This window comes from Pseudorhizobium xiangyangii (genome assembly GCF_020531965.1).
GTDB classification, from domain to species: Bacteria; Pseudomonadota; Alphaproteobacteria; order Rhizobiales; family Rhizobiaceae; genus Neorhizobium; species Neorhizobium xiangyangii.
In genome coordinates, this window is record NZ_JAJAWH010000023.1 from 45,545 (window position 1) to 58,309 (window position 12,765).

The 12,765-nt window shown below is 57.3% G+C and carries 11 protein-coding genes and 1 riboswitch; of the genes, 2 read left to right on the forward strand and 9 right to left on the reverse strand.

What is annotated here, in order from left to right; translation table 11 throughout:
- The first annotated feature begins 90 nt into the window (after positions 1-90).
- Positions 91-1,548, forward strand: a complete 1,458-nt coding sequence (locus LH464_RS18955; protein WP_226787973.1) for a GumC family protein — start codon at positions 91-93, stop codon at positions 1,546-1,548.
- A gap of 121 nt (positions 1,549-1,669) precedes the next feature.
- Here LH464_RS18955 and nrdF read toward each other — a convergent pair whose 3' ends face one another.
- The 9 genes from nrdF to LH464_RS19000 form a co-directional block, all read right to left on the reverse strand.
- Complete coding sequence (gene nrdF, locus LH464_RS18960; protein ID WP_226787974.1) at positions 1,670-2,644, reverse strand: class 1b ribonucleoside-diphosphate reductase subunit beta; 975 nt, start codon at positions 2,642-2,644, stop codon at positions 1,670-1,672.
- Between the two features lie 25 nt (positions 2,645-2,669).
- The gene (gene nrdE / locus LH464_RS18965) at positions 2,670-4,907 is read right to left on the reverse strand and encodes a class 1b ribonucleoside-diphosphate reductase subunit alpha (RefSeq protein WP_390625014.1); all 2,238 of its coding nucleotides are present in this window, start codon (positions 4,905-4,907) and stop codon (positions 2,670-2,672) included.
- Complete coding sequence (gene nrdI, locus LH464_RS18970) at positions 4,811-5,206, reverse strand: class Ib ribonucleoside-diphosphate reductase assembly flavoprotein NrdI (protein ID WP_226787976.1); 396 nt, start codon at positions 5,204-5,206, stop codon at positions 4,811-4,813. The genes nrdE and nrdI overlap by 97 nt, the downstream gene beginning before the upstream one ends.
- 11 nt (positions 5,207-5,217) lie before the next feature.
- Positions 5,218-5,439: a glutaredoxin-like protein NrdH gene (gene nrdH / locus LH464_RS18975; protein ID WP_226787977.1), complete on the reverse strand. Its 222-nt coding sequence runs from the start codon at positions 5,437-5,439 to the stop codon at positions 5,218-5,220.
- A gap of 238 nt (positions 5,440-5,677) precedes the next feature.
- A riboswitch (cobalamin riboswitch) is annotated at positions 5,678-5,898 on the reverse strand.
- A 237-nt stretch (positions 5,899-6,135) separates the two neighbouring features.
- Positions 6,136-6,945, reverse strand: a complete 810-nt coding sequence (locus LH464_RS18980) for a DeoR/GlpR family DNA-binding transcription regulator (RefSeq protein ID WP_226787978.1) — start codon at positions 6,943-6,945, stop codon at positions 6,136-6,138.
- A 95-nt stretch (positions 6,946-7,040) separates the two neighbouring features.
- A complete protein-coding gene (locus LH464_RS18985; protein WP_390625015.1) occupies positions 7,041-8,108 on the reverse strand; it encodes an ABC transporter permease in 1,068 nt (355 codons plus the stop codon).
- 5 nt (positions 8,109-8,113) lie between these two features.
- Positions 8,114-9,643: a sugar ABC transporter ATP-binding protein gene (locus LH464_RS18990; protein WP_226787980.1), complete on the reverse strand. Its 1,530-nt coding sequence runs from the start codon at positions 9,641-9,643 to the stop codon at positions 8,114-8,116.
- A complete protein-coding gene (locus tag LH464_RS18995) occupies positions 9,640-10,263 on the reverse strand; it encodes a DUF2291 family protein (protein WP_226787981.1) in 624 nt (207 codons plus the stop codon). Before LH464_RS18995 ends, LH464_RS18990 begins: the two co-directional genes overlap by 4 nt.
- A 67-nt stretch (positions 10,264-10,330) precedes the next feature.
- Positions 10,331-11,248 carry a D-ribose ABC transporter substrate-binding protein gene (locus tag LH464_RS19000; RefSeq protein ID WP_390625016.1) on the reverse strand — a complete coding sequence of 306 codons (918 nt, stop codon included), beginning with the start codon at positions 11,246-11,248 and terminating at the stop codon, positions 10,331-10,333.
- A gap of 524 nt (positions 11,249-11,772) precedes the next feature.
- On the opposite strand from LH464_RS19000, the gene LH464_RS19005 reads away from it, so the two are divergent.
- Positions 11,773-12,753, forward strand: coding sequence for a sugar phosphate isomerase/epimerase family protein (locus LH464_RS19005; RefSeq protein ID WP_226787983.1), 981 nt, complete (start codon positions 11,773-11,775; stop codon positions 12,751-12,753).
- The last annotated feature ends 12 nt before the right edge of the window (positions 12,754-12,765 follow it).

Sequence of the window (12,765 nt, forward strand, 5' to 3'; positions counted from 1 at the left end):
GAACCTGCTCGGCCCATACATGAGGGCGCGGGCCGCGAGTGGCCGGGCGAAGCCGTGGGATCAAGACAGCACTCCCGGTCTCCAGACGGCTTGCTCGATCTTACGTCCCTGATACGGCTTCTGCTCGAAAAATGGCGCACGATAGTAGCCGTTACTGCGGTTGTCGCAGCCATTTTCATTACCGTCGCGTTCGTCTTTCCTTTTTCGTATGTTGCATCAGCCATCGTATTCATCGACCCGCGGGAAACGAGGGTCACTCTGCAGGAAGAGGTGCTCTCGCCTATCGGGACCGATGCTGCCGTGCTCGAGAGCGTGGTGCAGATCGTAAAGGCCGATGGCTTCCTTATCGAACTGATGAAAAAACTAAACCTGCTTGAGGGGGCTGGATGGCAAGCCAGTGAAGCGCAGGTCAGAGCGCTTTCCGATCTACGCAAGAAGATTAGTATCGAGCGGATGGGTGCCACGTACCTGGTGAGGATTTCCTATCACGGCGACAATGCCGGCCAAGTGGCGAAAGTGGCGAATGAAATTGCCGCGGCATTCGCAGACGATCAAAACGGCTTGCGCAGCGGTGCGACGGTGGACGCTTCGCGTGCATTGTCTGATCGGCTGGTGGAGATCCGCGCGAAGCTTAATGCGTCCGAGGAAGCCATTTCTCGCTTTAAGGCTGACAACAACATCGTCTATCTCGATGAGCGCAACACTGTGAAGATGAGGCAGCTCGCGGATCTTAGCCAGCAAATGGCACTTGTGAAAACCGCGGCGGAAGAAGCGGAGGCGCGCTATCAGGAGCAGGTCACGAGCGGCACTTCCAGCCGGTCAACGACACAAACCACCGATGAGAGTGAGCAGCTCGCATTCTTGCGCAGGCAGCAAGCGCAATTGATGCAGTCTCGCGCCCAGCAAACACAAATCTATGGCCCCCGTCACCCGACCCTCGTTCAGACGAACCAGATGATCGACAACATCGACCGTCAGATCGCCCAGCAACGGGATGCTGTCAGCTCCCAACTGAAGTCCGAACGGGAAATTCACCTTGCCAAAGAGCAGCAGCTCACAAACGAGATTGAAACGCTGAGTGCTGCGATCTCGCAAGCAGAGGCAGCGAAGGTGAAGCTTGCGGCTCTTGAGCGGGAGACAACCGCCGACCGCGAACTCTACCAGCAACTCCTCAGCCGCAATAAAGCGACAAACGAGCTTGCCCAGCAGCCGTCGAACAACGTGAGGGTTGTGTCGCCCGCAGTCCCACCCTTGTCCTCCAGCCGCCCCCCCTTGAAGCTGCTTCTGCCGGTTATCTTGTTTTTCAGCCTGGCGGCGGCGATTGTCGCAACAACCCTGATGAACCTGCGTTCACTCCGCTCCGCGTCAGGCCGGATTACTGGGAGAGAGCGCTACGACGACCCAACAACAGAGCCCGCCACGCCGCAGACTTCACAGCCACGGCCCGTCGGTTCTCTTCTGTCCATCGGATTGAGTGATCAAGCGCGGCCGGATGGATTTCACGACGGGCGCTCCACTTACTCGCGAACGCAACGCGGAGTCCGCTGAGAACCGGTGGCCTAGACGGGTGCTAGGAAACTCCGGCACCTTGTCCCCAATATCGCCTTTCACAGATAGAATACTGGGGTCGCTGCTGAATTGCGGTCGTAGCGTTTCGCCCTGGCAGCTTTCAGAATGCCCAGTCCTCGTCTTCCGTGGCGACCGCCTTGCCAATGACATAGGACGAGCCGGAGCCGGAGAAGAAGTCGTGGTTTTCGTCGGCATTCGGTGACAGCGCCGAAAGGATCGCCGGATTGACTTTGCAGGCCTCCGACGGGAAGAGCGCTTCGTAGCCGAGATTCATTAATGCCTTGTTGGCGTTGTAGTGCAGGAACGTCTTGACGTCCTCGGTCAGCCCGACGCCATCATAGAGTTCCTCGGTGTATTTCGCCTCGTTGTCATAAAGCTCCAGGAGAAGATCAAAGGCGAAACTCTTGATTTCCTGTCGTTTCACCTCGGACAACCGGTCTACGGCGCGCTGGAACTTGTAACCGATGTAATAACCGTGCACCGCTTCGTCGCGGATAATGAGCCTGATCAAATCGGCAGTGTTGGTAAGCCGCGCGCGGCTCGACCAGTACATCGGGAGATAGAAGCCCGAATAGAACAGGAAGCTTTCGAGAAAGACCGAGGCTACCTTCTTCTTCAGCGGATCGCCGCTGTCGTATTGCTCCATGATCAGCGCCGACTTCTTCTGCAGGAACTCGTTCTCCTCCGACCAGCGATAGGCATCATCCACATCCGGCGTCGAGCACAGTGTGGAGAAGATCGAGGAATAGGAGCGCGCGTGCACTGCCTCCATGAAGGAGATGTTGGAGAGCACGGCTTCCTCGTGCTGGGTCGCGGAATCTTCCATCAACCGCACTGAGCCGACGCCGTTCTGGATAGTGTCGAGCAGGGTAAGGCCGGTAAAGGCCCGGATCGTCAGTTGCTGTTCTTCGGGTTTAAGTGTCGCCCACGAAGGAATGTCGTTCGACAAAGGCACCTTTTCAGGGAGCCAGAAATTGCTCGTAAGGCGGTTCCAGACTTCCAGGTCCTTGTCGTCCTCGATGCGGTTCCAGTTGATGGCGCGGATGCCGCTTGCGGGTTTGATGGCGATATTCATGAGTGCTGTCCTTGCAGATGGCCAATCAAAGCGCGCAGGAAACGCAGCCCTGCACTTCCGTGCCGGATAGCGCCATCTGGCGAAGGCGGATGTAGTAGATGGTCTTGATGCCCTTCTTCCAGGCGTAGATCTGCGCCCGGTTGATATCGCGGGTCGTCGCCGTGTCGCGGAAGAACAGCGTCAGCGAAAGGCCCTGATCGACGTGCTGGGTGGCCGCAGCATAAGTGTCGATGATCTTCTCCGGGCCGATCTCGTAGGCGTCCTGATAGTAATCGAGATTGTCGTTGGTCAGATAAGCAGCCGGGTAATAGACGCGACCGATCTTGCCCTCTTTGCGGATCTCGATCTTCGAGACGATCGGATGGATAGAGGAGGTGGAGTGATTGATGTAGGAGATCGAACCGGTCGGCGGCACGGCCTGCAGGTTCTGGTTATAGAGCCCGCCCTCCATGACGGCCCGCCTCAGTTCCCGCCAGTCCTCCTGCGTCGGGATAGCGATACCGGCCTTTTCGAACAATTCGGCGACGCGCGCTGTCGCCGGTAACCATTCCTGTTCGGTGTATTTGTCGAAATAGTCGCCGGCAGCGTATTTCGAATTTTCAAAGCCTTTGAAACTATGGCCGCGCTCAACCGCGATGTGGTTGGAGGCGCGGATGGCGTGATAGGTCACCGTGTAGAAATAGATATTGGTGAAATCCACACCCTCCTCTGAGCCATAAAAGATGCGCTCGCGGGCGAGATAGCCATGCAGGTTCATCTGGCCCAGACCGATCGCGTGGCTTTCATCGTTGCCTTTGGCAACCGATGGCACGGAGCTGATGTGGCTCATGTCGGACACGGCGGTCAGCGCGCGGATCGATGTTTCGATCGTCTTGCCGAAATCCGCGCTATCCATGGCATTGGCGATGTTCAGCGAGCCGAGATTACACGAAATGTCCTTGCCCATATGATTGTAGGACAGGTCGTCGTTGAATGTGCTCGCCTCGCTCACTTGCAGGATTTCCGAGCATAGATTGCTCATCGTGATGCGTCCGGCGATCGGATTGGCGCGGTTCACCGTGTCCTCGAACATGATGTAGGGATAACCGCTTTCAAACTGGATTTCGGCGATGACCTGGAAGAAGTCGCGCGCCTTGATCTTCCTCTTGCGGATCCGACCGTCCTCGACCATCTCACGATACTTTTCCGTTACCGAGATTTCGGTGAACGGCACGCCATAGACGCGTTCTACGTCGTGCGGTGAGAACAGGTACATGTCCTCGTTGTTCTTCGCGAGTTCGAAGGTGATGTCGGGGATGACGACACCCAGCGACAACGTCTTGATACGGATCTTCTCGTCGGCATTCTCGCGCTTGGTGTCGAGGAAGCGCATGATGTCCGGGTGATGGGCGTTGAGATAGACCGCGCCCGCCCCTTGACGAGCACCCAGCTGGTTGGCGTAGGAGAAACTATCCTCCAGCAGTTTCATCACAGGAACAACGCCGGAGGACTGGTTTTCGATCTGCTTGATCGGCGCGCCCATCTCACGAAGGTTGGTGAGCGACAGGGCAACGCCGCCGCCGCGCTTGGAGAGCTGAAGCGCGGAATTGATCGAGCGGCCAATCGATTCCATGTTGTCTTCGACGCGCAGGAGGAAACATGAGACGAGCTCGCCGCGCTGCTTTTTCCCCGCGTTCAGGAAGGTCGGCGTTGCCGGCTGGAAGCGGCCGGAAATGATCTCGTCGACCATGTCGCGCGCCAATGCCTCATTCCCTTGCGCCAAGGCGAGCGCCACCATGCAGACCCGATCCTCATAGCGCTCCAGATAGCGTTTTCCGTCAAACGTTTTCAGCGTGTAGCTGGTGTAATATTTGAACGCACCGAGGAAGGTCGGAAACCGGAACTTCTTCTCAAACGCATAATCGAAGAGGTCACGCACGAAATTGAACGAGTATTGGTCCAGCACCTCGCGCTCGTAGTAGCCCTCCGTCACCAGATAATCGATCTTCTCCCTAAGGTTGTGAAAAAACACGGTATTCTGGTTGACGTGTTGAAGGAAATATTGCTTGGCGGCGAGCCGGTCCTTGTCGAACTGTATCCTGCCGCCCTCATCAAAGAGGTTCAGCATGGCATTCAGCGCGTGAAAGTCGAGCGGTGTCTCGGTGCTTTTCTTCGTTTTGTCGAGCACTAGCGTGTCCAAAATCGTTCCAATCCGTGTTTCACTTTGTCGACGTCTTCCTGCGTGCCGAGAAGCTCGAACCGATAGAGGCACGGCACCCGGCATTTGGCGGAGATGATGTCGCCGGCAATCGCGTAGGCTGCACCGAAATTTGTGTTGCCGGCGGCAATCACGCCCCTGATGTTCGATCTATTGTTCGCATCGTTGAGAAAGCGGATCACCTGTTTCGGCACCGCGCCTTTCTCCGAACCACCGCCATAGGTCGGCACGACCAGCACGAATGGCTCATCCGCATTCAGCGTCTCATCGCCACCGATCGGGATGCGCCGGGCTGGCAGGCCCAGCTTCTCCACGAAGCGATGGGTATTTTCCGACCGGCTGGAAAAATAGACGATCTCGCCCATCACCAATTGCCCTATGCGAGCCCGCTGATCATGTCCGGACGGAAGCCGGCCCAGTGCTGCTCTCCGGCAACAACAACCGGAACCTGCCGATAGCCAAAACCCTGCACGAGTTCGAAGGCTGCGCTGTCGGTCGATACGTCGATGATCTCGTAGTCGATGCCCTGGCGGTCAAGCGCACGGGTGGTCGCCGTGCATTGAACGCAGGCGGGCTTGCTGTAGACGGTGATGCTCATGGAAATCCTCGTGCGGATAAAAAGACATGCGGGATCGTTCGGACATCCGCCGAGATCCGGGCGATAGGAACAGGGATGAAAGCAACCGGAACGCTAGGCGGGGCCGGTCACTCGCGTGACGTTGGACTGAAATACTGCGACATGGACTTCACCCCGAAGTGGCTCATGCGGAGAATTCGGGGAAGCGTGGATTGCGGACGTTCCGCACCCAATCGCGACCTTCCGGACACCCCGCCCGTGGACGTTTCGTATCGAGGCAGGTCTCCTGGCTTGCGGGTCGTTGCATTCATTCTGCCTTCCCGAGACCATTTGCGGCCTCAGTGGCGTAATCGAACGAATACTCACCGCTCACAGTTGCGGGGGCAGCTCCGGCTTGGCGATCATCATGTCCGCCGACCGAATTCCCATCTTAGCCTCCAACTCTTGCGAATCGAAGGAACCTCGAACACTAGATATAGTATATACGGTGCGTTTTTCGTCAACGACTACATCCGATTGGACCCATAATGCCTGTGGACAATCGCGGGCGCAGCGCGACGCGTCAGGACGCGGGCACCTGGAATAGGGCCAGGGATCGGACGACGCGGATCAAGGAATGACACCGTTCCTCGTCGGCAGCCCCTTTGGGTCAAAGCCTAAACCGGTGGAAACGCTTTGGCAGTTTGGTGCTCGACGGCCGTTTACAATAGGAGCGTTTCAGGTAGCGACCAGCAACTCGATGCCACGCTTTTCAAACTCCTTGGCATCGCGGTCTGAAATTCCGTCATCGGTGATGAAGGAATGGATGACATCAAGCGAGCCGAGCCGGGTGAAGGACGATTTGTTGATCTTGGTGGAATCTGCCACGAGGTAAACATGGGCTGCCGCCTTGATCATCGCCTCCTTCAGTTGAAGGTCGGCGAAGCTCGGATAGGTAAGCCCGGCATCGAGTGCCACCCCTGCGGTCGCAAGGAAAAGCTTGCCAGCGAAAATGTTGCGGAAGTACTCCACTGACTTGTCACCTGACAGCGAAAGCGTCGGAGACTTGAATTGTCCGCCTGGCATATGAACTGCAAACGTCGGCACGGCCCCGAGAATAATGGCGATGTTCAACGCATTGGTGATCAGAGTAAGGTCGCGCCTGTTGGTAAGACGCATGGCGATCTCGGTCGTTGTCGTGCCGGCGTCGAGGATCAGCGTTTCACCATCTTTCACAAGGCTTGCCGCCAGGGCACCGATCCGCCGCTTCTTGTCCATGTTCTCCTGATGGTGAAGCGTCATGGTCCCGGCCTGCGGGCTTATGCTGTTGAGATAGGCGCCACCGTGCTCCCGGGTGATGAAACCGTCATTTTCAAGCCGCTCAAGATCCTGACGGATGGTCGCTTCCGAGACATGGAACGCCGATGCCAACTCGCGCACGCGCGCGGAGCCTTCCTCCTGCAGCCACTCGAGAATGCGTCGACGCCGCGGCTCTGACAAAAGCCCGATCATGGACTCCGAACTACCGCTTTCTGTCTTTGCTTCCATAAAGGCCTGTCCAAACTCCCACAATCGCAAATAAACGAAAGCGTCTCGATTCTAATGTCGGCGACCCATACAATAACAGACAGGAGGTTGAAACCTCAATTGACCTGTTGCTGCAAGATTACCTTCGCCTGAAGCTTCTGCTGAACTTGGTCCACCACGACAGCAGCGATGATGACGAGCCCCTTGATCACTGTTTGCCAGAATGACGACACGCCCATCATGATCAGGCCATCCGCAAGGATGCCGATGACAAATGCACCGACTATGGTGCCGCCAATGCGGCCGCGACCGCCCGACATCGACGTACCGCCGAGAACTGCGGCAGCAATGGCGTTGAGCTCAAACGTCTCACCAGTCGCCGGGTGGCTTGCCTGCAGTTGCGAGGAGATGATCAGCCCGACAAGCGCAGCGCAAAAGCCCGAGAACATGTAGACGAACAGCTTCGTTCGATCGACATTAACGCCTGAAAGCGCAGCCCCGCGCTCGTTTCCGCCGACGGCGTAGATGTGACGACCTAGTGGCGTGCGGGCGGCAAGATAAGCCGCCAGCAGCGCCACGACGATCATGATCCACACAGAGAGCGGAAAACCGAGGAACGATCCAGATCCGATAAGCCGAAATGTGTCGGAGCCATAGTCCGGGTTTCCCCCAAGGTTGGGAAAAGTTCGCCCGTCGGAAAAAAGAAGCGCTGCGCCGCGCGCGACATAAAGCGTGCCCAGTGTGGCAATGAACGGGGCCACATTGAGCTTTGTTATCAGTAATCCGTTGATCCATCCGACTCCCACCCCGACCACGAGAACCATCAAGCAGATCTCGATCGTGTTGAACTGGATGCTGTATCCGATGCCCAGGAACCCGAGATCAATGCCGTAAAGCACGAGATATCCGGCAACCATGGCGCAAAGCCCAACGATGGAGCCCACGGAAAGATCGATGCCTCCGGCGATGATGACGAAGGTCATTCCGATTGCCAGAAGTGCGTTGAGGGCAACGTGCTTGGAGATAATCAGCATGTTGCCACCGGTCAGAAAATTCGGCGCAGCAATGGCAAAAAACGTAAAGACCAGGATAAGCGCGACGAAAGTGCGCATGTGCAAGAGAACGAGAAGGGCCGATGTCTTCGATTCGCCTGTTTCCGTCTTGGCGCCTCTTGCAGTGTCGATGCTGGTCATAGTGTATCCACCCTGTTCAGATTTGGCGTGGCCGCAGAGACAACGTCCGCGGCGTTGGCACCAGCCGGAAAGCTACCGGTCAATCTGCCATTGGCCATCACAAGAATTCGATCAGAGAGAGCAAGAACCTCGTCCAGATCGGATGTAACGAAGAGTATGCCGAGCCCGTCGCCGGCGAGACGACGCATGGTACGGAAAATTTCGGCCTTTGCACCGATGTCGATGCCGCGTGACGGCTCGTCCATGAGCAGGATACGCGGCTGCGTCATCAAGGCCTTGCCGATGACAACCTTCTGCTGGTTTCCACCAGAAAGGCTTGACACGGGATGTTCAAGACTGGCGATCTTGATCGCCAGTCGCTTGACGAATTCGGCAGCCTTGCCAGCCTCTTCCTTGAGGCTGAGGTGGAAAATCCGGGTAAAATCCTTGAGTGACGAGAGCGTCAGGTTCTCACGGATCGTCATGATCTGCACCAGGCCATCGCGCTTGCGATCTTCCGGAATGAGCGCCAGTCCACGCTTAATCCGCCCTGAAACGCTCTTCTCCCGGACCGGCGCGCCGCCTATGAAGAGCTTGCCGGACGAGTTTGGATGCTGGGCCATGATGCATTCGAGCAGTTCCGACCGGCCCGCCCCCATCAGCCCGTAGAGACCGACGATTTCGCCCGCCCGCACCGACAGCGACATGTGGTCTACGGAATAGCCTCCCGCTGGCCTGGGTAAACAGACGTTCTCCACGCGAAAGACTTCATCACCGAGTGTGTGCTCGACAGTCTTGGGGAACTCCTTGGAGGCGGTGCCGATCATGTTGGCGACGATCCAAGGGATATCGACGCCTTCCATCGACCGCGAGCCGGTGATGACGCCATCACGCAGGACGGTGATGTAGTCGCCAATCCGGATCAGTTCTTCAAGCCGATGCGAGATATAGACGATACCGACGCCTTGGCGCTTGAGATCGCCGATCACGCGAAACAGCACATCGACTTCCGTGGCCGAGAGTGCCGATGTCGGTTCGTCCAGGATGAGGATACGGGCATTCTCGGCCAGAGCCTTGGCAATCTCTACGATCTGTTGCTGGCCGATACGCAGATTGCCAAGCGGCATGTCTGGGTCGATATCCTGTTCCAAGCGCTTCATCAGCGCTCGCGCAGTTGCGGTCTGCGCTACGCTGTCGATATGAATGCCGCCAAACGTCTTTTCGTGGCCCACAAAGATGTTCTCGGTCACGGTAAGGTTTGGAAAGAGGTTTAGCTCCTGGAAAACGATACCAACGCCATGTCGGGCAGCTTCCGTCCGGTCGGCGAAGGCTACGACTTTCCCGTCAAGCTCGATTGTGCCGCCATTCAGCTGCTCGACGCCGGAAATAACCTTCATCAATGTCGATTTGCCCGCCCCATTCTCGCCGACGAGAACGTTGACCGCGCCCATCCGAAGGTCGAAGTCGACATTCTTCAGCGCTTGCGTACCGGGGTAGATTTTTGATCCATTCCGTATGGATAGGCCTACGAGATGTAAGTCACTCATGGCCCCACCTCGACCGCGACCGGCGTGATGAGCGGGATTTCGTTCGCTGACCGGATCACCACCGCGCCGACAAAGTTTACCTGCTTGCCCTTCAGTCCGCCCTCGGGTGCCGGCACCACCGATACTGCCTTGTCGTTTAGCGCACGGCCGAGCTTGGCATATTCGATCTGGTCTCTGAACGTGGAGAAGTCGTAAAGGTTAGTGGTATCGCGTAGCGCCGTTCCCTTCACCACCGGTCCCAGCTGAAGCGCCGCATCCGCCTTTCCGTCGCCGTCGAAGTCGAGCTCAGCCGCAGCAGCCTTGGAGGCACGGTTCTCCGCCACAACGGTCGCTTTTCCCTTCACCGGAAAATTCCAGCCCCCACCGGCTCCACCGACGCGGACCCCGTAGCTTTCCCCTGCCTTGTCCAGACCGCCACGGATGGCGTCACGCAACACTACGATATCCACCGCCTTCTCGGTCAGTGCTGGCACGAGCTTGGCATCAAACGTCGTTTCCACGTGCTCAGCTATCGGGTCCGCCGACGCCTCGCCATTTCCACTGCCGGTCTTCACCAGCTTGCAGCCCGAAAGGCACAGAAGCGCGAGCATGCTCGCGACGAGGAGGCTGTAATTCTTCATCGGCTGACCGCATTCATTTGCATCAGGAAGCGCCGCCTGGAGTAGACGTCCAGGCGGCGTCACGGCATCAGTTCGTCAGTGCGAACGTCTCAAGCTTCGGAGCATTGTCAGCATTGATCAGAATGCAGTCCATCAACTGCTTTTCCTCAAGGCCGGTCGACCCAGTCTTGATGAACTTGTCGGCCTGCTCAACCGCAAGCTGGGCTTGCTGATAAGCCGGCTGGAGAACGGTGGCTTTAATGCCACCCTTCATGATGGAGTCACGAACATCATTCGATCCGTCGAAGCCGACGACGATGACGTCCTTACGCCCCGCAGCCTCAAGCGCCGCATAGGCGCCCATGGCCATGGTGTCGTTGCCGGATATGACGCCCTTGATGTCAGGATGCGCCTGCAGCATCGATTCCATCACGGTATAGGCTTCCGTCTGAGACCAGTTCGCGGTCTGTCGAACGACCATCTTCATATCCGAATACTGATCGATCACGTCATGGTAACCCTGCGAACGGATGCCCGCATTGGTGTCTGATTCCTTGCCGACGAGTTCGGCGTAATTGCCTTTCTCACCCATCAGCTTGACGAACTCTTCGGCGCCGAGCTGCGCGCCCTGGTAGTTGTTGGATACGATCTGCGAAACCGCAACGCCGGCTGTCGTGATCTCACGATCGATCAGGAACGATGGGATATTCTTGTCCTTGGCCTTTTGAACGGCCGCGACCGACGCATCCGCCCCGGCATTGTCGAGTATGATCGCCTTGACGCCGGCGGCAATTGCACTGTCGAAGAGTTCGTTCTGCTTGTTCGCATCGTCATCATGAACGAGGATCATCGTCTCGTAGCCCAGCTCCTTCGCCTTGGCTGCGGCCCCGTCGGCTTCCGCCTTGAAGAATGGGTTGTCATGGCTTGGCGTGATGATGGCAATGGTGTCGGCGGCAAGCGCCACGCCCGACATCGCTCCTACAATACCGAGCGCGGCCGCGGACATGAGGATACGTTTAGTGAATTTCATTGAAACCTCCCGTTGTCGGAAAACCACCCTCCCGTGGCTTCTCTTCAACAGACTATCGATTGCTTTCGTTTATTGTCAATATTTTTTTGGAGTCTGCGGTTTGTCGACATAGCGCGTAGTGTCCGGCCGTTCTCGTGCTGCAATGCGGCATCCGGGAGGACGGATTTGCCGAAGCAGCTAGAATAATCTTGAACACGCTCTCGTTTTATGGGAGATAAAGTCATTAAACGAAAATGATCGAAAGCAGTCGGTAGGCTGCTGTACGTGGTTGTTGATGCGCATTGCCCCATCTCGGGAGGAGTGGATGTGAGCCGGTTCGCTCGAATAATTACTGTTGAAAGCATCGCCACGGGATGCCGGAACTCCCTTGTCGCGCCTGCTCTCCGTAGTCGCGCTGATCAGCGCCAAGGCGCTGCCGTCGACACGCACAGCCAAGGGCGGACCAACGCAAAGCCTGTCGAGCCTGGCTGCTCGCTCAATCAGACATATGGAGGAAATCTATGACTGAACAACGTTTTGGCGCCGGAATCTGGCACTTCGCCACCTATCTCGATCGCTATGCCACCGATGGCTACGGCGTTCCGCGCAGCATCATTGATGCAATCGATCTGGCAGGCCAGGTCAAGGACCTGTCGGTCGTGGACATCAACTATCCCTTCTTCGGCGGCGACTTTTCCAACGCCCAGGTGAAGGAAGCGCTCGATCGTAACAAGCTTGGTGTCATCGGCATCACGCCTGAGATTTACACGCGCGAGTTCGTCAAGGGCTCGTTCACCAATCCTGACGCGGGCGTTCGCCGCCGCACCCATGAATTGGTAACCGAGGCCTGCGATCAAGTCCGTTATTTCGGCGCCGATTATGTCAAGCTGTGGCCCGGACAGGACGGTTGGGACTATCCCTTCCAGGTCGATTACGGAACGCTTTGGAAGCATTCGCTTGACGGCGTCGGCCAACTCGCCAGCGAGAACCCCGATCTGAAATTCGTCATCGAATACAAACCGCGCGAACCACGTGTGCGAATGAGCTTCGGATCGGTCGCGCGGACGCTTCTCGGCATCGAAAAGATCGGCCTGCCGAATGTCGGCATCCTGCTGGACTTCGGCCATGCCATCATGGGCGGAGAATCAGCCGCCGATTCTGCCCAGCTCGCCATCGATTACGGCCGACTCTTCGGGATGGACGTCAACGACAACTACCGCTCGTGGGATGACGATCTCGTTGCCGGCAGCCTGCATCCGATCGAGATCTTCGAGTTCTTCTATGTGCTGCGGAAGAACAAGTGGGAAGGCGTCTGGCAGCTCGACCAGTTCCCGTTCCGCGAGGACAGTGTCGCCACAGCAAACCACGCAATCGACTTCCTCAAGGCCGCGTCGAAGGGGCTTGATGCACTCGACATTGAAGCATTGAGGGACGCGCAGAGCCGCCACGATGCGATCGGTGCGCTGAAGATCGCGCAGAAGGCCTTGTTCGGCGCCATGTAGGCGCCGGACCAG